Source organism: Streptomyces sp. NBC_01288 (assembly GCF_035982055.1).
In the GTDB taxonomy this organism is placed as follows: Bacteria; Actinomycetota; Actinomycetes; order Streptomycetales; family Streptomycetaceae; genus Streptomyces.
The window spans coordinates 8,351,807-8,375,451 of the sequence record NZ_CP108427.1 but is presented as its reverse complement, the minus strand read 5'-3'; the positions used below and the strand labels follow the sequence as shown (position 1 = coordinate 8,375,451).

The window sequence follows — 23,645 nt, the reverse complement described above, 5'->3', positions numbered from 1 at the left end:
AGAGCAGTTTCCCTTAGGGGCGCGGGGAACTGCGCGACCAGCCACATACGGCGCGCACTCTACGAACTACACGCGGAAGCTCATACCGTGCCCGCATGCCCCTCACAAGACGAACCCTCCTGGCATCGGCACCGGCGGCAACCCTCACCCCCGCACCCACCAAACCCCAGAACCTACGCACCGGCTTCGAACAACTAACCGCAAACGACTACACCCAGCTCAACGGCCAACGCATCGGAATCGTCACCAACCCCACCGGCATCACCAGAGACGCCCACCACATCGTCGACGTGATGCACACCAGCCCCCATGTGAACCTCACCGCAGTCTTCGGCCCAGAACACGGCTTCCGAGGAACAGCTCAAGCCGGCGGCTCCGAGGGCCACTACACCGACCCGGCAACCAAACTCCCGGTCTACGACACGTACTTGAAGAGCGGCCGACCCCTCGCCGACATCTTCAGGACCGCCGCCGTCGACACCGTCGTCTTCGACATCCAGGACGTGGGCGCCCGCTTCTACACCTACATCTGGACCCTCTACGACTGCATGGAGGCGGCCCGACTCGCCGGCAAACGCTTCGTCGTCCTCGACCGCCCCAACCCGGTAACCGGAAGATCGGCCCAAGGCCCGGTCCTGCACAAGGAGTTCGCGACCTTCGTCGGCCGGCAACCCATCGCACAGGCACACGGCATGACGGTCGCCGAGCTGGCCCGCTTGTTCAACGGGGAGTTCCTGACAAAGCCCGTCCCCCTGGAGACCGTACTGATGACGGGCTGGAAGCGTTCGGAGTTCTACGACGCCTGGTCGCTTCCGTGGGTGCCGCCGAGTCCCAACATGCCGACGCCGGACACCGCGCTCGTGTACTCGGGGACATGTCTCTTCGAGGGCACGAACCTGTCCGAGGGCCGCGGCACCACCCGCCCCTTCGAACTGCTCGGCGCGGAAGGGATCGACGGGCGATGGGCGGCCGCGGTGAATCAACTCGGGCTGCCCGGTGTGCACTTCAGGGAGGCGTACTTCGCGCCCACCTTCTCCAAGTTCGAGGGCAGGACCGTCGGCGGGGTCGAGATCCACATCCACGACCGGGCCGCCTACGACCCTGTCCGCACCGGCATCGCGCTGTTGGTGACCGCCAAGAAGGTCTGGAGCGGCTTCGGTTGGCGCTCGGACAACTGGATCGACAAGCTCACCGGGTCCGCGCGGGTGCGTACAGCGATCGACGCGGGGGCCGGCACAGACGAGGTGGTGGCGGGCTGGCAGGAGGAGTTGAGGACCTTCCGACGGGTTCGAACTGAATACCTCCTCTACAAGTGAGTCGTGACGTATGGCCAATCTTCACCGGTAGCGGGACGATGCGCCCACATCGCACCACTTCGGGGAACAAGGAGGCCGGTCATGGCGGATCCGGCGATGAGTGTGAGCCCCTACTGGGAGTTGACCTTCGACGCCGACGGCGACGTCGACCAGGGAGAACGCGACCGGCTGCTGAGCGAGGTGCGGCAGCGCGGGGTCGGTGACCTGATCGTCTTCGCGCACGGGTGGAACAACCAACGCGCCGGCGCGACCCGGCTCTACAGCCGCTTCTTCGCCCCGATTCCGCGCCTCGCACCGAGGGCCGCGATCGGGTACGTGGGCGTGATCTGGCCATCCATGGAGTTCCCGGACCAGCCGATTCCGGATTTTCCGCAATCACCGGCAGCCGTAGCCGAGTTGGCGCGGCCCACCCTCGACGCCGACACCCGGCACGCACTCCTCGACGCCTTCCCGGGCAAGGCGCCGGTGATCGACCAGATCGCCCGGATGCTGGACCAACAGCCGCCGCAGGACGCCGAGTTGGAGGAGTTCGGGCGGCTGGTGCGGACGCTGGTGGAGATGGTGCCGCCGGGGCCGCAGGCGTTGTTCGGCGCGGACACGCTGGCGGAGGGGGTGCCGCAGTGCGAGCCGCGGATGTTCGCGGTCGGGTGTACGGCCGAGGTGTGCGGGCAGTTCGCGCAGGCGCTGGCCCACCTCGCGGCCCCTCGATCCCCGGGCCCGGTAACGGAGTTCGCGCTGCCGAACCCGTGGAATGGTGCGCGGGAGCTGCTGCGGCAGGCGGCGTACTTCGCGATGAAGAGACGCGCGGGCACGGTCGGTGAGCGCGGGCTCGGCCCGGCGATCGGGCGGCTGGCGGCGGTGGCGCCGGAGGTGCGGGTGCATCTCGTGGGGCACAGTTTCGGCGGGCGTCTGGTGTCGTTCGCGCTACGGGGTCTGCCCGAGGGAGTGCACTCGGTCAAGTCGGTGACGCTCCTTCAAGGGGCCTTCTCCCACTACGCGTTCGCGGCCCGGCTGCCGGACGACCCGCGGACCGGAGGTGTCCTTCAGGGCCAGCAGAACCGCGTCGACGGACCCCTCGTGTGCTGCTACTCGCACTGCGACTCGGCGCTCGGCACGATCTATCCGCTGGCCTCCCGGATGGCGGACGACGACTGCTCGTTCGCCGCCGTGGACATCGTCCGGGTGCTGGGCGACAAGTGGGGTGCGATGGGCCACGACGGGGTGCAGGGGGTGCCGGGCACCCGTTCGCTGACCCTCGCCGAGGCTCTCGACTCACCGCTTCCCGCGTCGGGTTGCGTGAACGTCGACACCTGTGCGGTGGTGTGTCACGGCGAGCCTCCGACGGGGGCGCACAGCGACATCGTGCACCCCGAACTCGCCCGGGTGGTGCTGGCGGCGGGCCGGATCGACCGGCCCGCCGCCGCTCAGGCGTCACCGGTGTGACGTGTACTCCACCACTTGCTGGAAGGTGGGCCGGTTCTGCCAACTGATGTTGTAGTGCTTGATGCCGCCGAGCGTCCGCTGGACGATCGAGTCGGCACACCACTGGTCGCCCGCCGAGCACAGGGTGTCCCCGGGGTAGACCGTGGCCGCGGTCGCGCCGGCCGCCGTCTTCAGTGTGCTGATCAGGATGTCCCGGCAGGCGCTGAGGCTGCCGCCGCCGCAGTACTGCTGGGCCAGCGGACCGGACACGGTCTGCCCGAGCACCGACCGGAGGTCCTTGTCGACGTAGCTCCACCAGCCGTACTGGAAGGAGCTTCCGGCATGCGACCCGGTCGGGCCGTGGGCGGCCGACGGGGTCTCGTCGATGTACAGGTTGTTGGTGAGCGCGGTGTACAGGGTGTCACCGAGGCCGGGTTGGAACTCGGCCTTCACCAGTGCGGGCCACCAGGCGTCCAGGATCCGGATGGCGTCGGCGTTGGCGTAGGTCTTGGAGCCTGCCGAGGTCTCGGTGCGTTTGCCGCCGGCGGTCAGCCAGGTCTGGAGCTTGGTGACGGCCGCGGCGGCCGTGGTGTCGGTGACCGCACTGCTGTTGATCACCTTCAGCATGTCGGGCAGGACGTCCTCGGCGCGCAGGTCGGTGAGCGAGGCGTCGGACATCGCCTTCACCAGCGAGGATCTGGTGATCCCGCCGGCCGCGACGAGTTTCTTCACCCGGTCGTCGAGGAGATTGCCGCGATGGACGGACCCGTCACCCCAACTGGCCGTCGTGTAGTTGAGCGCCTGTTTGTTGTTCCAGGAGATGTAGTAGTCCTGGTCGATGGAGTTGGGGTGCGCGGAGGCCGGGGTGTAGTCGGAGGTGTTGGTGGTCGGGTCCCAGTTCTGCCATTCGTAGGCGGCCTGGCCCCAGATCGGGAACTCGGGGTCGACACCGCTGGCCCGCACCGGGTTGTTGCCGCTGTTGTAGTACGCGGTGTGCGAGGAGTCGGCGTAGAACCAGTTGAACGTGAAGTTGATGTGCTGGGCGGCGGTCTGGAAGGTCTGCGGACTCTTCACGTAGTCCGGGTCGTTGAGCATCTGGAAGCCGATGATCGAGTCGGCCTCGTGCATGTAGGACGAGCGCAGGGTGGTGTAGGCGACCTTCTTCCCGCCGACGGTCGCCCGGTACTCGACGGGTCCGTACTCGGTCTTCCACACTCTCATCGTGTACGAGCCCGCGGCGGTGCCGTCGGCCGTGGTGGGCGTCCAGGAGTTCTTCTGCTCGATCTCCTCCATCGGCGTGCAGGTGCCGTGGAAGAGGTAGTGGTAGTCGTCCTGGCAGAGTTCGACGGCGTAGGTGTCGATGATGTCCTGGCCGGAGGTCGTGGCGGACCACGAGTAGTCCTGGCCGCGGCCGAGTTCGACGTACATGCTCAGTCCCGCGAAGGAGGCGCCGCGGGCGCTGATGCCCGGGCCCTGGATCTCCTGGAGCATGAGCAACTGCGGTGCGAAGTAACCGGTTTGGGGTCCGAAGACGGCGATCGGGTGGCCGCTCGCGGTGTATTTGCCGCTCACCACAAGGGCGTTGGACATCCCGCGCTTGGCGGAGCTGAGGGCGGTCGCGGTCGCCGCTGCGGAGGCGGCGGATGCGCTCTGGTTCGCGCCGGTGCCCGTGGCGTCGTAGACGAGCGGCTCGGTCGAGACCGAACCGGCGTCAGGGAGTGCCTCGCCCTGGGCGGTGGTGGGCTTGGTGCCGTACGGGAAGCTCTCGCCGTTGTGGACGGTGAGCACGGCCTCGGGGTCGTTGCGTTCGCGGAAGGACTCCCAGACCTTGGTGCCCTGTTCCACGCCGTACTTCTCCTGGGCGGCCAGCAGGGAGAGGGCGTTGTTGACCTCGCCGCCGCCGCCGGAGCCGAAGAGCGTGCCGATGACGGAGGCCAGCGCGACCAGGTCGGTGATCTTGAAGTGGTCGATCGTGCCGGCGTTGGTGATCGAGTCCTTGTGGCCGGTGAGGACGTACTCGCCGGGGAAGTAACGACCGCTGTCCGAGGCGTCGATGTAGGCGTTGATGCCGGCCAGATAGGCGTTGGCGTCGGCGAGGGCCTGCTGGCCGCGGGCGCCGTTGTTGTTGACGGCGTTGTCGATCTGGGACTGCAACTCGGCCTCGGTGTACGGGGCGTTGCGGTAGAACTCCTGCTCAAGTCCCTGGTTGGAGGCCGCGCCGCCGGCGAAGGTGGTCAACTGACCGCGTCCCACGTGCCGGAAGACGTCCATCAGCCAGAGCCGGTCCTCGCCGGCGGCGTATCCGGCGCCGTACTCGGTGCCGTAGCGCGTGGTGCCTGTGATGTGCGGCACACCGGTCGCCTTGTCGCGGACGATCGTCACGTCGGTGCGGCCGCTGGGGTTCTCGGTCGAGGCGACGTTGGCGGCGGGGACCCCGAACGACGCGTCGTTGAAGAAGGTGTTGATCTTCGCGTCGGTCAGCGTGGAGGCGCCCGTGGCCAGGTTGGCATAGGGGCCGAGCTGGTCCTCCGCATGGCTGGGCTGGGTACCGAAGACCTGGTTGAGAAGGATCTGGGCGAGGGTGGCGTTGCCGTTCTCGCCGGCCGGGAGGATGTCCGAGCACTGGCCGCCGCAGTAGTCGTTCGAGGCGGTCGCCGCCGCGGCCGCCCCCTGGGCAAGGGGGGACAAAAGGGCGGCAATGAGGGCGCATACGGATGCGGCCTTCAGGAACCCGGGGAATCCGCCGGGAGTTCTCAGTCTGTCGAGCAAGTTACGCGGGGTGCGCCGTGGCATCGCAGCTCCTACCGACCGTGGGTGGTGCGGGACGTTACCGCCGGTATCCCCGAGATTGAAGATGAACATGCGTCAAGTTTTGGATCCGGGCAAGTGGCTTATGGAGGCCATCGGAAATCGGATGGAGCCAAATCGCTTGTCGATACGTCTATTCGGCGACGTCCGTTCGACGACGCCGAGGTGACCGAAGTACAGGTGCAGGTGTGACGGAGGTGCAGGGCGATGGCCGGTTTCCGGAGTCTGGCGAGACAGGTGCGAGACCCTCGGTGCGATCTGGCGCTACGGCGCTACTCGCTGCGCAAGTGCCTTGAGCGGTTCGCCCCTTATGGGCACAGGGCGACCTGGGACCACTTGAGCTCCCGGGCCGGGTTCGGACCCGAGGACCGCTCCCCCGACCCGGCGCGGCTCGTGGCCGCACTGGACGAGCTGGAGGAAGCGCGCAAGGTCTGGCTCGCCTATGAGGTCGGGTTCGCCGAACGCCGCAAGAAGGAGAAGCACGACGGGCTCCGCCGCCCGGGCACCGTGGACGACTGGCACCGGCTGACCTGGGGCGGCTTCGGTGTCGCCTGGTGCGACGACCCGCGACTCCACCCCCATGAACCACTGGCCGAGGTGCTGCGACGGCTGATCGCCGCCCTGGAGCGCGAACCGGGTTCCGTGTGCCCGGTGTGCGCCGGGGAACGCCTCCTGTGGAAGTACGACCTGGCCCACGAACCCTCCTCGGGCCCGGTCTGCACGGACTGCGGCATCGTCGTACCGCGTCCGGTGCTCACGCCCGAGGCCCTGGCGTACGCCAGGCGGGGACGGCTGCTCATGTCGGCCTGAACCGGGCGAACCGAAGAAGGGCGCCAGGGGTGCGCCGGGGATGCCGCACCCCCTTTTGACCCGGCCGGTTTGCGCTTGCCGGTGCAACGGCCAGGGCTGCCGACGGCGTTCCGTCGACAGCCCCGAAACGATGCGCGACAGGTGTGCCGCAGGCGTCAGTTGGCCTTCCAGACGTCGGAGAAGCTGCCGCCGGAGATGGAGCCCGGCTGGGCCCGTACGGTCGAGCTGCTGCTCTTCGTCATGACGATCTCGTTCGGCGAGTAGGTGTCCAGGTTGCTGCCGTCGGCCTTGGCGCCGGTGAAGTTCACGGTGCCGAAGTTGGCGAGGCTCGCGACCGAGCCGCCGACCTCGGGGGCCTCGGCGACGACCTCGGCGGAGGCGTTCTTGAAGCCGGACGAGCCGGCGTGCGTGGTCGTCTTCGTCCAGCCCTCGGTGGAGTCGGCGAGGGTCATGGTGAAGGTGGAGCCGGTGTAGGTCACGGTCGCGGTGAACTTGTCGCCACCCTTGACGGTGACGCCGGAGTACGCGCTCTCGGAGGCGGGCAGCACCTCCCACCAGGCGCCGTAGGTCGCCTTGCCGCCGATGCAGTCGGCTTCCGTACCGGTCTGCTCCAGCGCGGAGTTGCTGTACCCGTCGAGGCCGACCCAGAAGGAGGAGTACGTGGTGGCCGAGGAGCAGCTGACGCTCGGCTGGGTCCAGGACGAGGTGACCGAGGTGTACGCGCCGGTCGAGCCGGTGGCGGCGTAGCCGGACCAGTTGGTGGACGAGACGGTGGCGTTGACCTTGCCGGGCTTCGCGAGCCCGTGCAGTGTGTGACTCTCGTGGCTCGCTATGGCCTGGGTGAGCTGGGCCGGGGTGTGCGCGGCGGCGCCCGGGGCGGCCGCGAGCGCGGGCGTCGCGAGGGCGGCGGTGAGGGCGGCGGCGGTGACGAGAACGAACCCGGCGGAAGATCTCGCGGACATGACTCTCCGTCATTCGAGGGGTGGGGGGCTGCCGTGACGGCAGTGCACAGCAGCTTCCGCGAGGCTGCATGGGCATGGCAAGACGGACAAGTTCCTTCAGTCTTGCGGGAATTGGCGGCGCAACACCCGGGAAATCTGACAGGTTCGTTCAAAGTTGATCCATCGCCGGGCAAGACTGACCAAACTTCAGGCCAACGCCCTTCCGCCCCGCGAGGCCCCTGACTTGAGCTGGAGTACGTGACTTCCAGACCGGGGTACGTGCCGCCACTCAGCCCGGAGTACGGGCCGCCTTCCAGACCGGGGCTCGCGCCCTCCGGACCGGAGTACGCGCCGCATCCCGGACCGGGGCTCGCACCGTCCGGAGCGGAGAACGCGGCGTCCGGGCCGGAGAATATGGCGCCCAGACCGGAGAGCACGCCGCCTTCCAGACCGGGATACGCGCGCTCCAGACCGGAGGGCGCACCGCATCCCAGACCGGGGCTCGCGCCCTCCGGACCCGAGAGCGCACCGTCCAGAGCGGAGAGCACGGCGTCCCGGCCGGAGAATATGGCGCCCAGACCGGAGAACGCAGCGTCCAGACCGGACGAACCGGCGTCCGGCACCGGGGCGATGCCGTTCCACGAGGCGTTGCGGGCGGCCATCGCGGCCAGCGGTCTCAGTCTGGACCGGATCCAGGACCGGCTGCTGCGCCGCGGCACCCCGGTGGCGTCGGCCACGCTCAGCTCCTGGCAGTCCGGCCGCTACCAGCCGGAACGGCAACGGTCGTTGGCGGCACTCGCCGTACTGGAAGATGTCCTACGGCTGCCGCCCGGAGCGCTGGCCGGCCTGCTGGGCCCGCCCCGGCCCCGCGGCCGCTGGCTGCCGCCGGACGGCGACCACCCCGACCTCGCCCGGGCCTGGTCGGACCACCACGACCTCACCGCCGCCCTCGCCACGCTGGACACCCGCTGGGACGACAGCCTGACCCGGCTCAGCTGCCACAACCGGGTGGACGTGGACGCCGACCGCCGCGTCCGGTCGATGACCAGCCGGCGCCTGCTGCGCGCCGAGGCGGACGGCGCGGACCGCTGGATCGCCCTGTACCGCCTGGACGCCCCCGGCCCGTTGCCGTACTTCCGCGTGGCCGTACCGGCGCGGCTCGGCACGGTTCTCGAACTCCCCGAAGAGGGCCTGGTGGCGGCGGAGTTGCTCTTCGACAGACGCCTGGCGCGCGGCGAGACCGTGATCGTCGACTACACGGTCGAGCACCGGGACCCCCACCCCTACTCCCAGCGCGCCGAGACCACGATCCACGTCCCGATGCGCGAACACCTCCTGGAGGTCCGTTTCGCGAAGGAGTGCCTGCCGCGCACGTGTTACTCCTTCCGCACGAACGGCCTCGATCCCCGTCCCCGTGCCGGGCGCCCCCGCGAACAACGGCTCCGGGTGGACGCGTCGGGGTCGGTGCACGCGGTGGCGTTGGGGGCGGGGCCCTGCCGGGTGGGGATCAGGTGGGTGTGGGGATGAGGGGGCTGGGATCAGGGGCGGTTGTCAGTGGCGGGTGACACCATCGAGGCATGGTGCAGGTCTGTCTCAACGGGGCCCGTGAGGCCGCCGACGGCTGGATGGTGCCGGTCTCGCCCGGGGCGTTGGCCGACTCCGCGGTGGAGGCGGTCGCGGCGGGGGCCACGGACATCCACCTTCATCCCAAGTCCCCTTGCGGACACGACACGTTGTCACCGCGCGTCCTCGCGGTGACGCTGGACGCGATACGGACGCGGGTGCCCGTGCCGGTCGGCGTGACCACGGGTGCCTGGGCGGAACCGGACCCGGCGGCACGGGTCGAGCGGGTGCGCGGCTGGACGATCCTGCCCGACCACGCCTCGGTCAACTGGCACGAGCCGGGTGCGGAGGAGGTCGCGACGGCGTTGCTCGACCGGGGTGTCGGCGTGGAGGCGGGCATCTGGTCGGGCACGGAGGGCGCCGCCCGGTTCGCCGTGTCACCGCTCCGCGCCAGGGTGCTGCGGGTCCTGGCGGAGGTGACGGACCCGGATGCGGACACGGCGGAGGCGTCGGCGCGGGCGCTGCTCTCCGATCTCGGCAACGCCCACGGGCGCCCTGTACTGCTCCACGGCGAGGACGGCGGCGCCTGGCCGGTGCTCCGGCTCGCGGGGCGGCTGGGGCTGGCGACCCGCATCGGCCTGGAGGACACGTTGCTCCTGCCGGACGGTGAACGGGCCTTGTCCAACGCTCAGTTGGTGGCGGAGGGGTTGGTCCAGTACGGGTGGGCCCAGCGCTCGTCGTAGGGCAGGGCGAGGAGTTCGGCGCGGGTGGCGAGGTCGGGATGGCCGTGGGTGCGGAGGCGTGCGGCGCCGGGACCGACCAGCCACGCGCGCAGGTCTGCCACGCCGGTGTCCTTGCTGTCGTCGTACCACCAGTTGAACGGAGAGGCGTCGGACAGCAGGTCGTCGAGCCAGGTGTCGGTGCAGGCGGCGAGGTGCGTGTCGGCGATCGGACCCTGGACCCATCCGTCCAGGAAGAGGGTCACGGTTCGAGCGATCGTGGCGCAGGTCTCAAAGGTGTCGTCGATGCCGTAGGGCGGCTCGGGCAGGGTGAGGGTGTCCTGCCACCAGGCGTGCAGGAAGGCCTCGATCGCGGTGGCCTGCTCGGCCGGCCAGGAACGCCAGTCCACCCGGCTCAGCCCATGGGCGCCGTAGCCGACCGTTCCCAGGGTGCCCTCCGCCATCGCCCGTGCGGCCTGCGGCAGCAGGCGTCGCATCGCAGCCGGGTGGTCGTCGAAGTGATCGGGCACCTCGAAGAGGTAGTACTGCACCACGTCCAGCGGCACGCGGGTGTACGGCGTGCGCAGATACGCGGTCTCCTCGGGCCCGTGGCAGTGACCACAGCCGGTCTCCCCCGGACTCGCGAAGCCGTTGAAGACCGTGTCGATGTCCGAGAGGGCGACGGTGAGCGCTGGCGACAGGGGCATGGATCCCGAAGCTAGCAGCCGCATAATCGGTCGCTCCACCTCTTTCCGATCAGGACAGTTGAGGGCGATGAAACCCAACTGAGGAACCCGAGGAGTCCCGATGTCGACGCTGCGCGTCACCGCCGAAGTGCTGACCGTCCATGAACACCCGAACGCCGACGCCCTCGAACTGGCCCAGGTCGGCCTGTATCGAGCCGTTGTCGCCAAGGGCGAGTACCGCACCGGTGAGACCGCCGTCTACATCCCCGAGCAGTCCGTGCTTCCGGCCGGGCTCATCGAGGAGTTGGGGCTCACCGGGCGCCTCGCGGGAAGCGACGCGGACCGGGTCAGGGCGGTGCGGCTGCGCGGGGAGCTGTCGCAGGGAATCGTGTGCCGGCCCAAGGCCCTTGCCGACGTCGATCTGGCTCAAGCCGCCCTGGACGGTACCGACTTCGCGGAGCGGCTCGGCATCGTCAAGTGGGTGCCGCCGATCCCGCCCACGATGGACGGTGATGTCGAGCACGCGCCGGATCTGCTGCCCTGGGTCGACATCGAGAACATCCAGCGGTTTCCCGGGATATTCGAACCGGGCGAGGCTGTGGTCCTGACCGAGAAACTGCACGGCTCCGCCTGCCTGTTGACCTACTTCGCCGAGGGCGAGGACGGGGAGGAGGGCGGTCGCGTACAGGTCTCCTCCAAAGGCTTCGGCGCCAAGTCCCTTGCCCTGAAAGAGGATCCGCGCAATCTGTACTGGCGGGCCGTCCGCGGCCACGGCGTCCCCGAGGCCGCCGCCCGACTCGCCGAGCGACTGGGCGCGCGCCGGGTCGGGATCTTCGGCGAGGTGTACGGCGCGGGTGTGCAGGACCTGACGTACGGCGCCGACGGGCGGCGCGAGACGCTCGGGTACGCCGTGTTCGACGTGTCCGCCGAGATCGACGGGGCGGTGCGCTGGCTGGACGCGGCCGAACTGCTGGGCGGCGAGCTGCCGTTGGTGCCCCGGCTGTACGAGGGGCCGTACGACATCGAGCGGGTGCTGGAGGTCGCGAGCGGGCGGGAGACCGTGTCCGGGCGGGGGATGCATCTGCGGGAGGGGGTCGTGATCCGTCCGGCGGCGGAGCGGTACAGCGCGGTGACCGGTGGTCGGGCGATCGCGAAAGCCGTCAGCCCGGCGTATCTGACGCGGAAGGGCGGCACCGAGTACGAGTGACGCCCCACCGCGTCGCCCTCAGTCGCGCGCCTCGGGGCCGGTGTCCGTCCGCCTGCCCCGAGGTCCGCGTTCCCCCGGTTCCGTCATCAGGCGTGAACCCGCGCCCCGTTCGCCGACCACGTCGTCCGGGTTGGACAGGACACAGGCCGACAGGGAGAGACAGCCGCAGCCGATGCAGTCGGTGAGGTGGTCGCGGAGGCGGTTGAGCTGCTTGATGCGCTCGTCGAGTTCGGAGCGCCAGGCCTCGGAGAGCCGGGCCCAGTCCTCGCGGGTCGGGGTGCGCTCCTCGGGGAGTTCGGCGAGCGCCTCGCGGATGGTGGCCAGCGGGATGCCGACGCGCTGGGCGGCCCGCACAAAGGCGACCCGGCGCAGGGTGTCACGGGTGTACCGGCGCTGGTTGCCCGTGGTGCGGCTGCTGCTGATCAGGCCCTTGGCCTCGTAGAAGTGCAGGGCGGAGACGGCGGCTCCGCTGCGTGCGGAGAGTTGGCCGACGGTCAGCTCGTGGATCTTCTCGGGGATCTGAGGCACCTGTCAGAGCCTACCCATCGCGTCACACCCGCGGTCCGTTGACAGCGGCCCCGCATCCGACCATGCTAAGCAGTTGCTTAGGTATGTGATGACGCTGGATGACGTGAGAGGCCGGGACAGGACATGGCAGAGCCGAGGATCTTCACCTCCGTCGACGACCTGCGGGCGGCGGTCGGTGAGCAGTTGGGGCACACCGACTGGCTGGAGATCGACCAGAAGCGGATCGATCTCTTCGCGGACGCGACGGGCGACCACCAGTGGATCCACATCGACCCGGAGAAGGCGGCGGCAGGCCCCTTCAAGACGACCATCGCGCACGGCTACCTCACCCTGTCGCTGCTCCCGCTCTTCGGACCGCAGCTGATCAAGGTCGAGGGCGTGAAGATGGGCGTCAACTACGGGACGAACAAGGTCCGTTTCCCCGCCCCGGTCCCGGTCGACTCCCGGCTGCGCGCCACCGCGAAGATCACCGGCGTCGACGACGTACCGGGCGGCGTCCAGGTGACCGTCGCGTTCACCGTGGAGCGCGAGGGCGGCGACAAGCCGGTGTGCGTGGCCGAGTCGGTGTCCCGCTACTACCTCTGACCAACACCCTTGGCAGGGCTGCTACTTGGACCCCACCATCCGCAGCACGAGGTCGGCGTAGAGCGCGCCGACCTCGTCGGGCGTCCGGGGGCCGTCGAGGCTGAACCAGCGGGCCACGTCGATGCACAGCGACAGGATCGCGAGGGTCGTGCCCTTCACGTCCGCCACGTCGAAGGAGCCGTCCGCCACCCCGTCCTCGACGATCCCGCGCACCTCCGCGTCGACCTGGCGGCGCAGCGCGAGGATCTCGGCGCGGGCGTCCGGGCCGAGCGAGTCCAATTCGTACTGCACGACCCGCGCGGTCGTACGGCCGCCCGCGTGCCAGCGCACGAAGGAGCTGACGGCGTCGGCGAGCCGCTCGGCGGCGCCGCCCTCGCGCCCCGCGGCCGTACGCAGGATGTCGAGGGCCTTCTCGTGGCCGATCCTGCTGATCCGGTGGAGCAGCTCTTCCTTGGTCTTGTAGTGGATGTAGAGCGCGGCCGGGCTCATCCCGGCGCGGCCCGCGATGTCCCGGGTGGTCGTCGCGTGGTAGCCGCGCTCGGCGAAGGCCTCCACGGCGGCGATCAGCAGCCGCCTGGCCGCGTCGGGCGTGACCTCTGCCCAGGCCTGCGGGTCGCCCGCGCCGGTCTCCTCCGCCGTACTCATCGCTCGTGAACCCCTCTCGGTGACAAGGGCTCCACCATACCGCCGAACCTGAGCGAGCGCTTAGTCTGCCCGCTCAGAGCTTTTCGAAGGGGTTGTAGGGGGTACGCGCCGCGTCCTGCCGGTCCCGGATCACCTTGGCGAGGGTGAAGGAGGAGGTGACCAGGTACAGGACGGCGATCGCGAGGAAGGCCCGTACCCAGGCGTCGGCGTGCAGCTTGAAGATGCCGATGGCGGTCGCCGCGATGGCGACGGAGAAGGAGGCGACTGCCTGGCCGTAGAAGGCGGCCGTGTTCTGCGGTTTGCCCGATGCTTCGCTCATGGGTCGAGCGTCGGCGACCACGACCCGTACGACATCCGCACAGATACTCAACTCACGTACTCAGAACGCCGAAACGCCCGTCAGCGCGCGCCCGATGAGCAGTTTCTGGATCTGGCTGGTGCCCTCGTAGAGGGTCATCACGCGGGCGTCGCGCAGCAGCTTGCCCGCGGGGTACTCGTCGATGTAGCCGTAGCCGCCGAAGACCTGGAGCGCGTTGTTGGCGGCGCGGACGGCCGCCTCCGAGGCGAAGAGCTTGGCCTTGGAGGACTCGGTGGCGAAGGGCAGGCCCCGGTCGATCAGGTCGGCGACCCGCCAGGTCAGCAGGCGGGCCGCGTCCACGTCGACGGCGATGTCGCTGATCAGTTCCTGGACGAGCTGGTGCTGGGCGATGGACTTGCCGAACTGCTCGCGCTCACCGGCGTAGCGGACCGCCACGTCAAGCGCGGCCTGGGCGATGCCGACGCAGCCCGCCGCGACCGACATCCGGCCCTTCGCCAGCGCCGACATGGCGACCGAGAAGCCCTTGCCCTCGGGGGCGATCATCGTGGAGGCGGGGACACGGACGTCTTCGAGGACGAGTTCGGCGGTGGCCTGGCCGCGCAGGCCGAGCTTGCCGTGGATCGTGCGGCGGGTCAGACCGGGGGTGCCGGTCGGCACGAGGAAGGCGGAGACGCCCTTGTGGCCGGGGGCGTCGGTCGAGCGTGCGAAGAGGAGTACTACGTCGGCCCAACTGCCGTTCGTGATGAACATCTTGGTGCCGTTGATGACGTAGTCGTCGCCGTCGCGGACCGCGCGGGTGATGAGGTTGCCGGCGTCGGAACCGGTGCCGGGTTCCGTGAGGCCGAAGCAGCCGACGTACTCGCCGGAGGTGAGCCCCGGCAGCCAGCGCCGCTTCTGCTCCTCGTTCCCCCAGGCCGCGATCGATTTGGCCACCAACCCCAGCGACACGGACACGATGCCGCGCACGGAGGAGTCCCCGCGGCCGAGTTCCTCGGTGACGAGGCAGTACGCGAGATGGTCGCCGCCCGAGCCGCCGTACTCCTCGTCGATCGTCAGTCCCAGGAAGCCGACTCCGCCGAGCTTCTTGACGATCGAGCGGTCGACCTCCTCCGCGCGGTCCCAGGCGATCACGTGCGGGGCGATCTCGCGGTCCACGAAGTCCTTGGCGAGCCGCCGTACGGCCTCCTGCTCCTCGCTGAGCTCCAGGTTCATTGCGCGTCACCCCAAGTAGAAGGCAAGTGGAAGGCCGTACATCGACTGCTGCACATTTAAATTAGCACTGCTAGTTTGACTCTCGCAGCCCTACTATGTGCGCCATGGCCCGACCGCGCAAGCCCCTCCTCAGCACCGACCGGATCGTCGAGACGGCGCGTGTGCTGGTGGACGCGGAGGGCCTCGCGGCCGTGTCCACGCGTCGGCTCGCTGCCGAGTTGGGGGTGAGCGGGCCCTCGCTGTACAACCACTTCCGCACGAAGGACCAGATCCTGGAAGCGGTCGCCGACTCGGTGAGCGCGCAGGTCGATCTGTCGATGTTCGAGGACGGGCGGGACTGGCGTACGGCGCTGCGTGACTGGGCCGTGTCGTATCGGTCCGCGCTGCGGGATCATCCGAACATCGTGCCGGTGCTGGCTACCGGGCCGGGGCGGCGGCCGGCTGGGTTGCGGCTTGCGGATGCGGTCTATGGCGCCATGGTCGATGCGGGGTGGCCTGCGGCGCAGGCCACGTCTATCGGGGCGTTGATGCGGTACTTCATCATGGGGTCGGCGTTGGGGTCGTTCGCTGGGGGGTTTGTGGACGACCAGAGTGCGTACGACCCTGCCGACTATCCGCATCTTGGGCAGGCTCATCTTCTTGCCGAGCAGCAGGAGAAGGTGGATGAGCGGGCGTTTGAGGTGGGGCTGGCTGCGCTGCTGGATGGGTTGGCCGGGCAGTTCGAGGGGATGCGGCGGGACGGTTAGGTTCCGTCGTCTGTCTCGTGCCGGCACGTCGTGGCTGGTCGCGCAGTTCCCCGCGCCCCTAAAAAGTAACGCGCCCCTAGTCTTCATCGTGCCCGGAGGATCGCCTTTGGTAGGTGGGCCGTGACTATCCAGTTGGGGGCGTCCACCACCTCTGTGATTCTCAGGTCTACGGCGACGCTGCACAGGACGTAGGCGTCGATCGGGGCGAGGCCGTAGTGGGTGGCCAGGTGGTCGATCATGGCTCGGGTCGCGTCCTGGGCCGCGTGCATGAGGTCGGGGGCTACGCCCATCGTGGCGTAGTGGCCGGCTCGGGCGGTGTCCGCGCGGAGAGGGCCCGTCGTTTCGAATTGGGGGGCCGGGATGCGGCGGCCCTTGTGCAGGCGGATGCGGGCCGCGCCGGACAGGGACGCCTCGATCGCGCTGACGCACAACTCGCCGTCGCCCTGGGCCGCGTGGGGATCGCCGAGGCTGAGGCGGGCGCCGGGGACCTGGACCGGGAGGTAGAGCTTGGTGCCGACGACGAGGTCCTTGCAGTCGACGTTGCCGCCGAAGTGGCCCGGGGGGAGGACGCTTTGGGGTTCGGTGACGTCGGGGCAGACTCCAACTACCCCGCAGAAGGGGCGTATTGGAATGTCGGCCACGTCGAGGAAGTTGGCCGTGTCTCCGGTGGTCAGGTCCCACAGGTGGAGGTGGGCGTCGGGGAAGTCCTCGGTGAGCAGGCCGAGTCCGGGGAGTACGGCCGTCCAACCCCAGTCGACCGACCGCAGTTCCAGGAACTCCACCTCCAGGACGTCCCCCGGTTCCGCGCCCTTGACCATGATCGGGCCGGCGAGCGGGTAGACGCGGTCCCAGTCGAATCCCGCGACCGCGTCGACGGTCGACGTCGGGTCGAACTGTCCGTCCGTGGCCTCGGTGAGGTCGAACGACACGGTGTCGCCGTCCTCGACCTCCAGCACGGGCTCGTGGTCCGGCGACCACAGGCGGTGCACTTGCTTCGGTACGGAGTGGTGGCTCATCGGACCCGTCCTCACCTGTCGGTACGTGGCGGTGCCTGGCGACGCGTGGCGGTGCGTGGCGGCGCGTGGCGGTGCGTGGCGGCGCGTGGCGGCGCGCGTTTCGGACTCTGCCCGTCGGCCGGGCCCGCCGTCAAGCCTCACAGGCAATAAAACTGACCCCATAGGCAGCACGGACTTTCCCCGACGACCGCGTCCGCCTCCCCCGACGACCGCGTCCGATTTCCGCCAGCGGTGCGGTCCTGTCGCCGCCTACTCTCGGACGCATGACCACATCCCCGCGCCGTACCGAACGGGCAGCCGCCACAGCCGCTGTCGTCACCGTCGTGCTGTGGGCCTCCGCGTTCGTGTCCATCCGGAGCGCGGGGTCCGCCTACTCGCCGGGCGCGCTGGCGCTGGGGCGGCTGGCGAGCGGGGCGTTGGCGCTGGGGGTGATCTCTCTCGTACGGCGGGAAGGGGTGCCGCCGCGGTCCGCGTGGCGGGGGATCGCGATCTCCGGCGTGCTGTGGTTCGGGTTCTACATGGTCGTCCTGAACTGGGGCGAGCAGCAGGTCGACGCCGGTACCGCCGCCCTCGTCGTGAACATCGGGCCGATCCTCATCGCCCTGCTCGGCTCGCGGCTGCTCGGTGACGCGATGCCGCCGCGGCTGCTGGCGGGGATGGCGGTGTCGTTCGCCGGTGCGGTGACCGTGGGTCTTTCGATGTCGGGCGGCGGCGGGTCGTCCGTGCTCGGTGTGGTGCTGTGTCTGCTCGCTGCGGTCGCGTACGCCGGCGGGGTCGTCGCCCAGAAGCCGGCCCTGGCGAGGGCGAGCGCGCTCCAGGTGACTACGTTCGGGTGTCTCGTCGGCGCCGTGATGTGTCTGCCGTTCGCCGGGCAGCTTGTCGGGCAGGCCGGCGACGCGCCCCTCTCCGCCACCCTCAACATGGTCTACCTGGGCGTCTTCCCGACCGCCGTCGCCTTCACCACCTGGGCGTACGCCCTCGCCCGGACGACCGCCAGCAAGATGGGCGCGACCACGTACGCGGTGCCCGCGCTGGTCGTCCTGATGTCGTGGCTGGCGCTCGGCGAGGTGCCGGGGCTGCTCACGCTGGGGGGTGGCGTGCTGTGTCTGGCGGGCGTGGCGGTGTCGCGGTCCCGGGCGCGGAAGGCGGGAGCCGGAAGCAGTACGGATGCGGCGGCGGCTCCGGTGATCGCGGTCGAGCCGCCGCCCGAGGAAGCGCCCGTCGGAAAGTGACCGGCGCTCCCGGCAGCCCTCAGAAGATGACCAGGGCCCGTCCGCCCTTCCCCGCCACCATGTTCTCGAACGCCGCCGGGATCCCCTCCAGGGCAATCCGTTCCGTCACCAGCGCTCCCAGGTCCAGGCGTCCGGCGCGGACGTGTTCGGCGAGCACCGGGACGTCCTTGGCCGGGTCGGAGTTGCCGTAGACGCAGCCGCTCAACGTCCGTCCCCAGTGGAAGAGTTCGAGGGCGTTGAAGGTGACCTGCTGGTCCTTGCCGCCGATGCCTACGACTGTCGTACGTCCGCCTCTGCGGGTGGACTCCCAGGCCGTGCGGATGGTGACCGCGCGGCCCACGCACTCCACCGCGACGTCGACGCCCTGTTTTCCGGTGAGGGCGCGGATCTCCCGGGCCGTGTTCTCGGAGGCGACCACGTAGTCCGTCGCCCCGGCCGCGCGCGCCAACTCCTCCTTCTCCGGGGAGACATCGACGGCGACGATCGTCGTGGCACCCGCGATCCGGGCCGACTGGAGGGTCGACAGTCCTACTCCGCCGACGCCGAAGACCGCGACCGTCTCACCCTCCCGGACCCGCGCCGAGTGGTGGATCGCGCCGTAGCCGGTGAGGACCGCGCAGCCGAGGAGGGCCGCGTCGGTGAGGGGGATGCCCTCCGGGAGCGGCAGGACGCAGGACGCCGATACGACCGTCTCCTCGGCGAACGCGGCCACGTTCAGGCCGGGGTGGAGGTCGCTGCCGTCGGAGGTGCGGTGGGCGTAGACGTCGGCGGCGCCGTTGAGGGCGTTGGCGCAGAGCCAGACCTCGCCGAGGGTGCAGGCGTGGCACGTGCCGCAGGACGGGGCCCAGTTGAGGATGACGGGGTCGCCGGGTGAGACGTGGGTGACGCCTTCCCCTACGGCTACGACCGTGCCCGCGCCCTCGTGGCCCAGGACCGCCGGGACCGGCACCCGCATGGTGCCGTCGGAGAGGGACAGGTCGGAGTGGCAGACCCCGGCGGCGGCGAGGCGGATGCGGACCTGGCCGGGACCGGGGTCCGGGAGATCGATCTCCGCGATCTCCAACGGAGCGCCCACGGCGGGCAGTACGGCGGCGCGAACCATGTGAGGCCTCCTGACGGTGCTGGAACTTGCTAGAACTGAAGGGACTTGGTCTGGAGGTACTCGGACAGGCCGTGCGCGCCCAGTTCCCGGCCCACGCCCGACTGCTTGTAACCCCCGAACGGGGCACGGGGGTTGAACCGCCCGCCGTTGATGTCCACCTGCCCGGTCTCCAACCTCCGCGCGAACGCGACCGCTTCCGCCTCGTCACCGGCCCACACCGCGCCCGCGAGGCCGTAGACCGTGCCGTTGGCGATGCGCACGGCGTCGTCCTCGTCGTCGTAGCGGAGGATCGAGAGGACCGGGCCGAAGATCTCCTCCTGCGCGATCGTCATGTCGGGGGTGACGTCGGCGAAGACGGTCGGGCTGATGAAGTAGCCCTGCCCGGAAGGGGATTCGGGGCCGCCGGCCACCAGTCGGGCGCCCTCCGCGACCCCCTTCTCGATGTAACTCCGCACCCTGGCCTGTTGCTTGGCGTTCACGACCGGGCCGATGCGGGAGCCGTACTTGGTGACGGCCGTCGCGGCCAGTTCCACCGCCTCTTCGTACTGGTCGCGGTGGACGAGCATGCGGGTCCAAGCGCTGCATGTCTGGCCGGAGTTGGACATCACGTTGGCGACGCCGACGTTGACGGCCTTGGCGAGGTCGGCGCTCGGGAGGATGACGTTGGCGGACTTGCCGCCGAGTTCGAGGGCGACCTTCTTCACCGCGGCACCCGCCGTCGCGCCGATCTGGCGGCCCACAGCGGTGGAGCCGGTGAAGGAGACCAGGTCGACGCCGGGGTGTTCGGCGAGGGCCTGGCCGGCGATCGGGCCGAGGCCGGTGACGAGGTTGAAGACACCGGCCGGGATGCCCGCCTCGTCGACCGCCTCGGCGAACAACTGGGCGGTGAGCGGGGTGTCCTCGGCGGGCTTGAGCACCACCGTGCAGCCTGCCGCGAGGGCGGGGGCGACCTTGGCGACGATCTGGTGGAGGGGGTAGTTCCAGGGGGTGATCGCGCCGACCACGCCGATGGGCTCCTGGTAGACCGTCGAGTTGCCGACCTTCTCCTCGAAGGCGTGGGTCGCGGCGAGTTCGGCGTACGAACCCGCGACCGCGATCGGCACGCTCGCGTGGACGGCCTGCGAGAAGGCGAGCGGTGAGCCCAGTTCGGCGGTGACCGTCTCGGCGATCTCGTCCTTGCGGGCCGCCAACACGTCCCGCAGCGAGGCGAGTTGGGCGGCGCGTTCGGCGGGCGGGGTCGCGGCCCAGCCCGGGAGGGCGGCACGGGCGGCGCGTACGGCGGCGTCGACGTCGGCGGCGGTGCCGGCCGGGACGCGGTCGATCACCTGCTCGTCGACCGGGTTCACCACGTCGATGGTCTCCCCGCTCGCGGCGGGGCGCCAGGCGCCGTCGATGTACATGCCGTCGTGTGCCTTCATCGTGCTGCCTCCCGGGCGTGACGTCGTCGTCCGCCCCACAAACTAGCGATGTTAGTTTTCCGGCGCCAGAGACCCGGGTCACAGACACGCGGAGACCGTGGCGGCCAGGGTGCGGACACCTCAGAAATCGGCCCGGGTCCGGTCGTCCACCCGGGCCACCGCCTCCTGCCGGAAGGCCTTCTCGTAGGCCCGCCGGACCTCCTCGATCTTCCGGTCGTTCGCACCGGCCGCCGTCACCGGATACAGCAGGATCAGCTCGTACGACCGCTCCTTCTCGATCCTCCCGTTCGCGTCCCGCCACTGCCCGCGCCCGTTCTGCACGGTGAGCCCGTTCGGGAAGTCGGGCGTGACCTCCTTGTCGACGAAGGCCATGAACTGCCGGTCGCTGACGGCCGGTCCGCCGTCCGGCCGCTCGGTTCCGAAGAAGAGCCGCGTCTCGACGTACGGCGTTCCGCGCGTCGGCGCGGGAGCGGTTTCCGCGTCGAGGCTCGCGTAGGCGGTGGGGGCCGCGGCGGCGAGGAGGAGGCCGGCGGTCGCGAGGGCTGCCCGGTTTCGGGTGAAGTGCAGGGTCATGCACCTATCCGTACCGGGGGTCACTCCTCCAGGTCGGGCAGCCGCGCCGGGGCCGGGGAGATCCGTTCGCCGTGCTGGTCGAAGACGAACAGGTGGGCGATGTCGACGAGGAGCGGGACCTGCATGCCGTGCCGGAGTTCGATGTCGGGGGTGGTGCGGACGACGAGGTCGCCGGGGAGGCGGCCCTCGGGCGGTACGGGGTCGGATTCCGGGGCCGCCGAGGGGTCCAGGACCACCACCCGTCCGGCGCGCAGTGCGCCCGCGCGTCCCCGCAGCCGGTTCAGGACACCGCCCTCGCGTCTGCGGCGGCGGACCGGGCGGGCGGGGCGCGGGGCCTCCAACTCCGGTACGACGGCGGGCCGGGAGCCGGTGTTGAAGTGGACGAGGACCTCGTGGCCCTGGAACTCCACGTGCTCGACCAGGCCGCTGATCACCACCTCGCCGGGGCGGGCGGCGGCGGGCTTGGCGATGCGGATGGCCTCGGAGCGCAGACCGACGATCACCTCGCGGCCCTGCTGGACACGGAGCAACTGGTGGTCCAGGCACAGGGGTTCGGGCAGCCGGAGGTACTGCTTGCCGAGGCTGATGGTCATCGCGCCGTCCAACGGGGCCCGGACCAGGCCGCGCAGGAGGTTGATGCGGGGGGTGCCGATGAACGCGGCGACGAAGACGTTGCGGGGCAGGGCGTACACCGAGCGCGGGGTGCCGACCTGCTGGAGGACTCCGCCGCGCAGCACGGCGACCCGGTCGCCGAGCGACATGGCCTCGGCCTGGTCGTGGGTGACGTAGACCGTGGTGACGCCCAACTTGCGGGTGAGGGAGGAGATTTCGGCGCGGAGGTGGTTGCGGAGTTTGGCGTCGAGGTTGGAGAGCGGCTCGTCCATGAGGAACGCGGAGGGGTGGCGGGCGATCGCGCGGCCCATCGCGACGCGCTGGCGTTCGCCGCCGGAGAGCTGGCCGGGAAAGCGTTCCAGGAGGTCCTCGATGCCCAGCATGCGGGCGGTGGCGTCGACGCGGGCTCGCGGGTCCTCGCCGGGCGTCTCGATGCGCAGCGGGAAGCCGATGTTGTCGCGGCTGGTCATGCTCGGGTAGAGGGCGAAGTTCTGGAACACCATCGCCATGTCCCGTTCGGACGGGGCGAGTTCGTTGGAGTACTCGCCGTCGAGCCTCAACTCCCCCTCGGTGATCTGCTCCAAGCCGGCGATCATCCTCAGCACGGTCGACTTGCCGCACCCGGACGGCCCGAGCAGGACGAGGAACTCCCCCGGCGCGATGTCCAGCGACAGCCGGTCCACCACGCGGGGGCCCCGCGCGTAGGCCTTGCTCACGTCGTGCAGGGAGATGGCGCGTGTCATGACGAGTGCCCCCGGGGGCTCACTTGGGCGACGGTGCTCCGCGATCCGGACACCTCGTACGGGTCGTACGAGGCTTGTGAGTCACGGAAGCTAACGGAATGTGCGCACCGGGGGGAAGAGACCGGACGGGATCGGGCGTGTCGGTCCGGGTGGTGAGAAAACGGACGATCGCATTCAGGCCAAGTACCGCTTCACCGAACCCGGTTGCGCGCCTTCGAGGTTTCGCCGGCTACGGCCCCTTCGCGGGGCGTTCGTGCCGGTGAGCGCAGCGCGACCCCCGCCGACAGCACCAGCAGCGCGCCGAGCATCACGAACGGCGCGGCCACGCCCGCGACTCCGGCGACGAGACCGGCGCCGGCGGGCGCGGCGACCTGGCCGAGGCGGTTGCCGGTGAGTCGTAGGGCGAGGGCGGTGGAGCGGGCGTCGTCGGGGGCGGCCTGGACGACCGTCGTCATGGAGAGGGGCTGGCCGACTCCCAGGCAGAAACCCAGGACCGCCAGCATCAGGCCGATGACCCAGACCGGGACCGGCAGGGCGATGCCCGCGCACAGGACGCCCGCCAGGAGGCAGGTCGCCGTCAACAGGGCTGCCCTGCCGAGGAGTTGCAGCAGTGGGGTCAGGACCAGGCGGCACGCGATGGTGGCCGCCGCACGGATGCTCAGCAGGACGCCGATCACGGAGGGCGCGATGCCCCGGTGCTCGCCGACCACCGGGAGGTAGGCGGTGAGGATGTCCGTCGCGGAGAGTACGGAGAGGCTGATGAAGATGCCCGCGGGTACGCCCCGGGCGCCCAGGATGCTGCGCATGGGCACGCGGTCGCCCTGCTCCGTACGGGACTTGACCGTCGTACGGTCCTCGATGCGCCACAGGGACGTGAACGACACGGCGGCGCCCGCGCCCGCGACGAGCAGGGCGAGTGCGCTGGTGCCGGCCATGTCGGAGCCGCCGATCAGGGCGCCCGCGGCGATGGGGCCGATGAGCTGGCCGAGGGAGGCGCCGATCGTGAAGTGGCCGAAGTTGCGGTCCTGTTCGTGCGGGGCGGACTGGCGGGCGACGAGCGACTGGGCGCCGATCACGAAGCAGAGATGGCCCAGGCCCATCACGCCGCTCCACATCGCCATCGCCCAGAGGGAGTTGGCCAGTCCGCTCAGTGCGCAGCCGCCGGAGATCAGGACCACGCCGACGGGCAGCAGGGGTGCGCAGCGGCCGTGGTCGGTGCGGCGGCCCAGCGGTACGGCGGCGAACAGCGGGAGCAGCGCGTACACGCCGGCGATGACGCCGATCGCCCGCTCGTCGGCGCCGAGCGCGAGGGCCCGGTAGGAGACGGCGGGGCGGGCCATCGACACCGCCCCCTGCGTGAAGCTGAAGGCGATGACGAGGCGGAGCAGCCAGCCGCGGTTCCTGCCGGGCGCCATGGCGAAGTCCCTTGTCCCGTGGGGCGG

The 23,645-nt window shown here is 70.2% G+C and carries 22 protein-coding genes; 9 read left to right on the top strand and 13 right to left on the bottom strand.

From position 1 onward, the window contains the following. The first annotated feature begins 95 nt into the window (after window positions 1-95). Together OG194_RS37670 and OG194_RS37665 are read left to right on the top strand one after the other, a co-directional pair. A complete protein-coding gene (locus OG194_RS37670; RefSeq protein WP_327405215.1) occupies window positions 96-1,316 on the top strand; it encodes an exo-beta-N-acetylmuramidase NamZ family protein in 1,221 nt (406 codons plus the stop codon). A gap of 81 nt (window positions 1,317-1,397) precedes the next feature. After that, the gene (locus tag OG194_RS37665) at window positions 1,398-2,759 is read left to right on the top strand and encodes a serine-threonine protein kinase (RefSeq protein WP_327405214.1); all 1,362 of its coding nucleotides are present in this window, start codon (window positions 1,398-1,400) and stop codon (window positions 2,757-2,759) included. Here OG194_RS37665 and OG194_RS37660 read toward each other — a convergent pair. Further along, the gene (locus OG194_RS37660; RefSeq protein ID WP_327405213.1) at window positions 2,748-5,531 is read right to left on the bottom strand and encodes a penicillin acylase family protein; all 2,784 of its coding nucleotides are present in this window, start codon (window positions 5,529-5,531) and stop codon (window positions 2,748-2,750) included. The genes OG194_RS37665 and OG194_RS37660 overlap by 12 nt on opposite strands. A 222-nt stretch (window positions 5,532-5,753) precedes the next feature. On the opposite strand from OG194_RS37660, the gene OG194_RS37655 reads away from it, so the two are divergent. After that, on the top strand, window positions 5,754-6,356 hold the full coding sequence (locus OG194_RS37655; protein ID WP_020684195.1) for a hypothetical protein: 603 nt from the start codon (window positions 5,754-5,756) through the stop codon (window positions 6,354-6,356). Between the two features lie 155 nt (window positions 6,357-6,511). Here the strand turns inward: OG194_RS37655 and OG194_RS37650 are convergent, their stop codons facing one another. Further along, window positions 6,512-7,318: a G1 family glutamic endopeptidase gene (locus OG194_RS37650; RefSeq protein WP_327405212.1), complete on the bottom strand. Its 807-nt coding sequence runs from the start codon at window positions 7,316-7,318 to the stop codon at window positions 6,512-6,514. Between the two features lie 546 nt (window positions 7,319-7,864). On the opposite strand from OG194_RS37650, the gene OG194_RS37645 reads away from it, so the two are divergent. Further along, a complete protein-coding gene (locus OG194_RS37645; protein WP_327405211.1) occupies window positions 7,865-8,824 on the top strand; it encodes a hypothetical protein in 960 nt (319 codons plus the stop codon). A 50-nt stretch (window positions 8,825-8,874) separates the two neighbouring features. After that, window positions 8,875-9,603, top strand: coding sequence for a 3-keto-5-aminohexanoate cleavage protein (locus tag OG194_RS37640; protein ID WP_327405210.1), 729 nt, complete (start codon window positions 8,875-8,877; stop codon window positions 9,601-9,603). On the opposite strand, the gene OG194_RS37635 is transcribed toward OG194_RS37640, so the two are convergent. Next, a complete protein-coding gene (locus OG194_RS37635) occupies window positions 9,549-10,286 on the bottom strand; it encodes a hypothetical protein (RefSeq protein WP_327405209.1) in 738 nt (245 codons plus the stop codon). The two genes, OG194_RS37640 and OG194_RS37635, sit on opposite strands and share 55 nt — an antisense overlap. A gap of 100 nt (window positions 10,287-10,386) precedes the next feature. On the opposite strand from OG194_RS37635, the gene OG194_RS37630 reads away from it, so the two are divergent. Next, complete coding sequence (locus OG194_RS37630; RefSeq protein WP_327405208.1) at window positions 10,387-11,472, top strand: RNA ligase (ATP); 1,086 nt, start codon at window positions 10,387-10,389, stop codon at window positions 11,470-11,472. Between the two features lie 18 nt (window positions 11,473-11,490). Here OG194_RS37630 and soxR read toward each other — a convergent pair whose 3' ends face one another. Further along, a complete protein-coding gene (gene soxR, locus OG194_RS37625) occupies window positions 11,491-12,000 on the bottom strand; it encodes a redox-sensitive transcriptional activator SoxR (RefSeq protein WP_327405207.1) in 510 nt (169 codons plus the stop codon). 123 nt (window positions 12,001-12,123) lie between these two features. Between soxR and OG194_RS37620 the strand changes: the two genes are divergently transcribed. Next, window positions 12,124-12,585, top strand: coding sequence for a MaoC family dehydratase (locus OG194_RS37620; RefSeq protein WP_019059191.1), 462 nt, complete (start codon window positions 12,124-12,126; stop codon window positions 12,583-12,585). A gap of 21 nt (window positions 12,586-12,606) precedes the next feature. On the opposite strand, the gene OG194_RS37615 is transcribed toward OG194_RS37620, so the two are convergent. The 3 genes from OG194_RS37615 to OG194_RS37605 all read right to left on the bottom strand — a co-directional run bounded on the left by OG194_RS37615 (window position 12,607) and on the right by OG194_RS37605 (window position 14,761). Further along, window positions 12,607-13,230: a TetR/AcrR family transcriptional regulator gene (locus tag OG194_RS37615; protein WP_327405206.1), complete on the bottom strand. Its 624-nt coding sequence runs from the start codon at window positions 13,228-13,230 to the stop codon at window positions 12,607-12,609. Between the two features lie 73 nt (window positions 13,231-13,303). Beyond that, window positions 13,304-13,549 (bottom strand): YiaA/YiaB family inner membrane protein, encoded by a 246-nt coding sequence (locus OG194_RS37610; RefSeq protein ID WP_043681457.1) that lies wholly within the window; start codon window positions 13,547-13,549, stop codon window positions 13,304-13,306. Window positions 13,550-13,609: 60 nt separating this feature from the next. After that, on the bottom strand, window positions 13,610-14,761 hold the full coding sequence (locus OG194_RS37605) for an acyl-CoA dehydrogenase family protein (RefSeq protein WP_327405205.1): 1,152 nt from the start codon (window positions 14,759-14,761) through the stop codon (window positions 13,610-13,612). Between the two features lie 104 nt (window positions 14,762-14,865). Between OG194_RS37605 and OG194_RS37600 the strand changes: the two genes are divergently transcribed. Further along, a complete protein-coding gene (locus OG194_RS37600) occupies window positions 14,866-15,507 on the top strand; it encodes a TetR/AcrR family transcriptional regulator (protein ID WP_327405204.1) in 642 nt (213 codons plus the stop codon). 83 nt (window positions 15,508-15,590) lie between these two features. Here the strand turns inward: OG194_RS37600 and OG194_RS37595 are convergent, their stop codons facing one another. Further along, on the bottom strand, window positions 15,591-16,523 hold the full coding sequence (locus OG194_RS37595) for an acetamidase/formamidase family protein (RefSeq protein ID WP_327405203.1): 933 nt from the start codon (window positions 16,521-16,523) through the stop codon (window positions 15,591-15,593). Window positions 16,524-16,786: 263 nt separating this feature from the next. Between OG194_RS37595 and OG194_RS37590 the strand changes: the two genes are divergently transcribed. Continuing rightward, complete coding sequence (locus tag OG194_RS37590; protein WP_327405202.1) at window positions 16,787-17,755, top strand: DMT family transporter; 969 nt, start codon at window positions 16,787-16,789, stop codon at window positions 17,753-17,755. Window positions 17,756-17,774: 19 nt separating this feature from the next. Here the strand turns inward: OG194_RS37590 and OG194_RS37585 are convergent, their stop codons facing one another. From OG194_RS37585 to OG194_RS37565, 5 genes are all read right to left on the bottom strand, one after another. Next, window positions 17,775-18,857: a Zn-dependent alcohol dehydrogenase gene (locus OG194_RS37585; RefSeq protein ID WP_327405201.1), complete on the bottom strand. Its 1,083-nt coding sequence runs from the start codon at window positions 18,855-18,857 to the stop codon at window positions 17,775-17,777. A 29-nt stretch (window positions 18,858-18,886) separates the two neighbouring features. After that, window positions 18,887-20,275 carry an aldehyde dehydrogenase family protein gene (locus OG194_RS37580; RefSeq protein ID WP_327405200.1) on the bottom strand — a complete coding sequence of 463 codons (1,389 nt, stop codon included), beginning with the start codon at window positions 20,273-20,275 and terminating at the stop codon, window positions 18,887-18,889. A 120-nt stretch (window positions 20,276-20,395) separates the two neighbouring features. Beyond that, entirely contained in the window at window positions 20,396-20,848 is a 453-nt protein-coding gene (locus tag OG194_RS37575) for a DUF3574 domain-containing protein (protein ID WP_327405199.1), read from the bottom strand. Window positions 20,849-20,868: 20 nt separating this feature from the next. Continuing rightward, on the bottom strand, window positions 20,869-22,203 hold the full coding sequence (locus tag OG194_RS37570) for an ABC transporter ATP-binding protein (RefSeq protein ID WP_327405198.1): 1,335 nt from the start codon (window positions 22,201-22,203) through the stop codon (window positions 20,869-20,871). A gap of 191 nt (window positions 22,204-22,394) precedes the next feature. Next, a complete protein-coding gene (locus tag OG194_RS37565) occupies window positions 22,395-23,618 on the bottom strand; it encodes an MFS transporter (RefSeq protein WP_327405197.1) in 1,224 nt (407 codons plus the stop codon). Window positions 23,619-23,645: the final 27 nt, after the last annotated feature.

Bases quoted from the DNA above. Each gene is read 5' to 3' on its own strand.
- OG194_RS37630 (WP_327405208.1), top strand. From the start codon at position 10,387: ATGTCGACGCTGCGCGTCACCGCCGAAGTGCTGACCGTCCATGAACAC.
- OG194_RS37670 (WP_327405215.1), top strand. From the start codon at position 96: ATGCCCCTCACAAGACGAACCCTCCTGGCATCGGCACCGGCGGCAACC.
- OG194_RS37605 (WP_327405205.1), bottom strand. From the start codon at position 14,761: ATGAACCTGGAGCTCAGCGAGGAGCAGGAGGCCGTACGGCGGCTCGCC.
- OG194_RS37600 (WP_327405204.1), top strand. From the start codon at position 14,866: ATGGCCCGACCGCGCAAGCCCCTCCTCAGCACCGACCGGATCGTCGAG.
- OG194_RS37565 (WP_327405197.1), bottom strand. From the start codon at position 23,618: ATGGCGCCCGGCAGGAACCGCGGCTGGCTGCTCCGCCTCGTCATCGCC.
- OG194_RS37615 (WP_327405206.1), bottom strand. From the start codon at position 13,230: ATGAGTACGGCGGAGGAGACCGGCGCGGGCGACCCGCAGGCCTGGGCA.
- OG194_RS37580 (WP_327405200.1), bottom strand. From the start codon at position 20,275: ATGAAGGCACACGACGGCATGTACATCGACGGCGCCTGGCGCCCCGCC.
- OG194_RS37590 (WP_327405202.1), top strand. From the start codon at position 16,787: ATGACCACATCCCCGCGCCGTACCGAACGGGCAGCCGCCACAGCCGCT.
- OG194_RS37595 (WP_327405203.1), bottom strand. From the start codon at position 16,523: ATGAGCCACCACTCCGTACCGAAGCAAGTGCACCGCCTGTGGTCGCCG.
- OG194_RS37650 (WP_327405212.1), bottom strand. From the start codon at position 7,318: ATGTCCGCGAGATCTTCCGCCGGGTTCGTTCTCGTCACCGCCGCCGCC.
- OG194_RS37645 (WP_327405211.1), top strand. From the start codon at position 7,865: ATGGCGCCCAGACCGGAGAACGCAGCGTCCAGACCGGACGAACCGGCG.
- OG194_RS37575 (WP_327405199.1), bottom strand. From the start codon at position 20,848: ATGACCCTGCACTTCACCCGAAACCGGGCAGCCCTCGCGACCGCCGGC.
- OG194_RS37640 (WP_327405210.1), top strand. From the start codon at position 8,875: ATGGTGCAGGTCTGTCTCAACGGGGCCCGTGAGGCCGCCGACGGCTGG.
- OG194_RS37585 (WP_327405201.1), bottom strand. From the start codon at position 18,857: ATGGTTCGCGCCGCCGTACTGCCCGCCGTGGGCGCTCCGTTGGAGATC.
- OG194_RS37570 (WP_327405198.1), bottom strand. From the start codon at position 22,203: ATGACACGCGCCATCTCCCTGCACGACGTGAGCAAGGCCTACGCGCGG.
- OG194_RS37610 (WP_043681457.1), bottom strand. From the start codon at position 13,549: ATGAGCGAAGCATCGGGCAAACCGCAGAACACGGCCGCCTTCTACGGC.
- OG194_RS37660 (WP_327405213.1), bottom strand. From the start codon at position 5,531: ATGCCACGGCGCACCCCGCGTAACTTGCTCGACAGACTGAGAACTCCC.
- OG194_RS37635 (WP_327405209.1), bottom strand. From the start codon at position 10,286: ATGCCCCTGTCGCCAGCGCTCACCGTCGCCCTCTCGGACATCGACACG.
- OG194_RS37655 (WP_020684195.1), top strand. From the start codon at position 5,754: ATGGCCGGTTTCCGGAGTCTGGCGAGACAGGTGCGAGACCCTCGGTGC.
- OG194_RS37620 (WP_019059191.1), top strand. From the start codon at position 12,124: ATGGCAGAGCCGAGGATCTTCACCTCCGTCGACGACCTGCGGGCGGCG.
- OG194_RS37665 (WP_327405214.1), top strand. From the start codon at position 1,398: ATGGCGGATCCGGCGATGAGTGTGAGCCCCTACTGGGAGTTGACCTTC.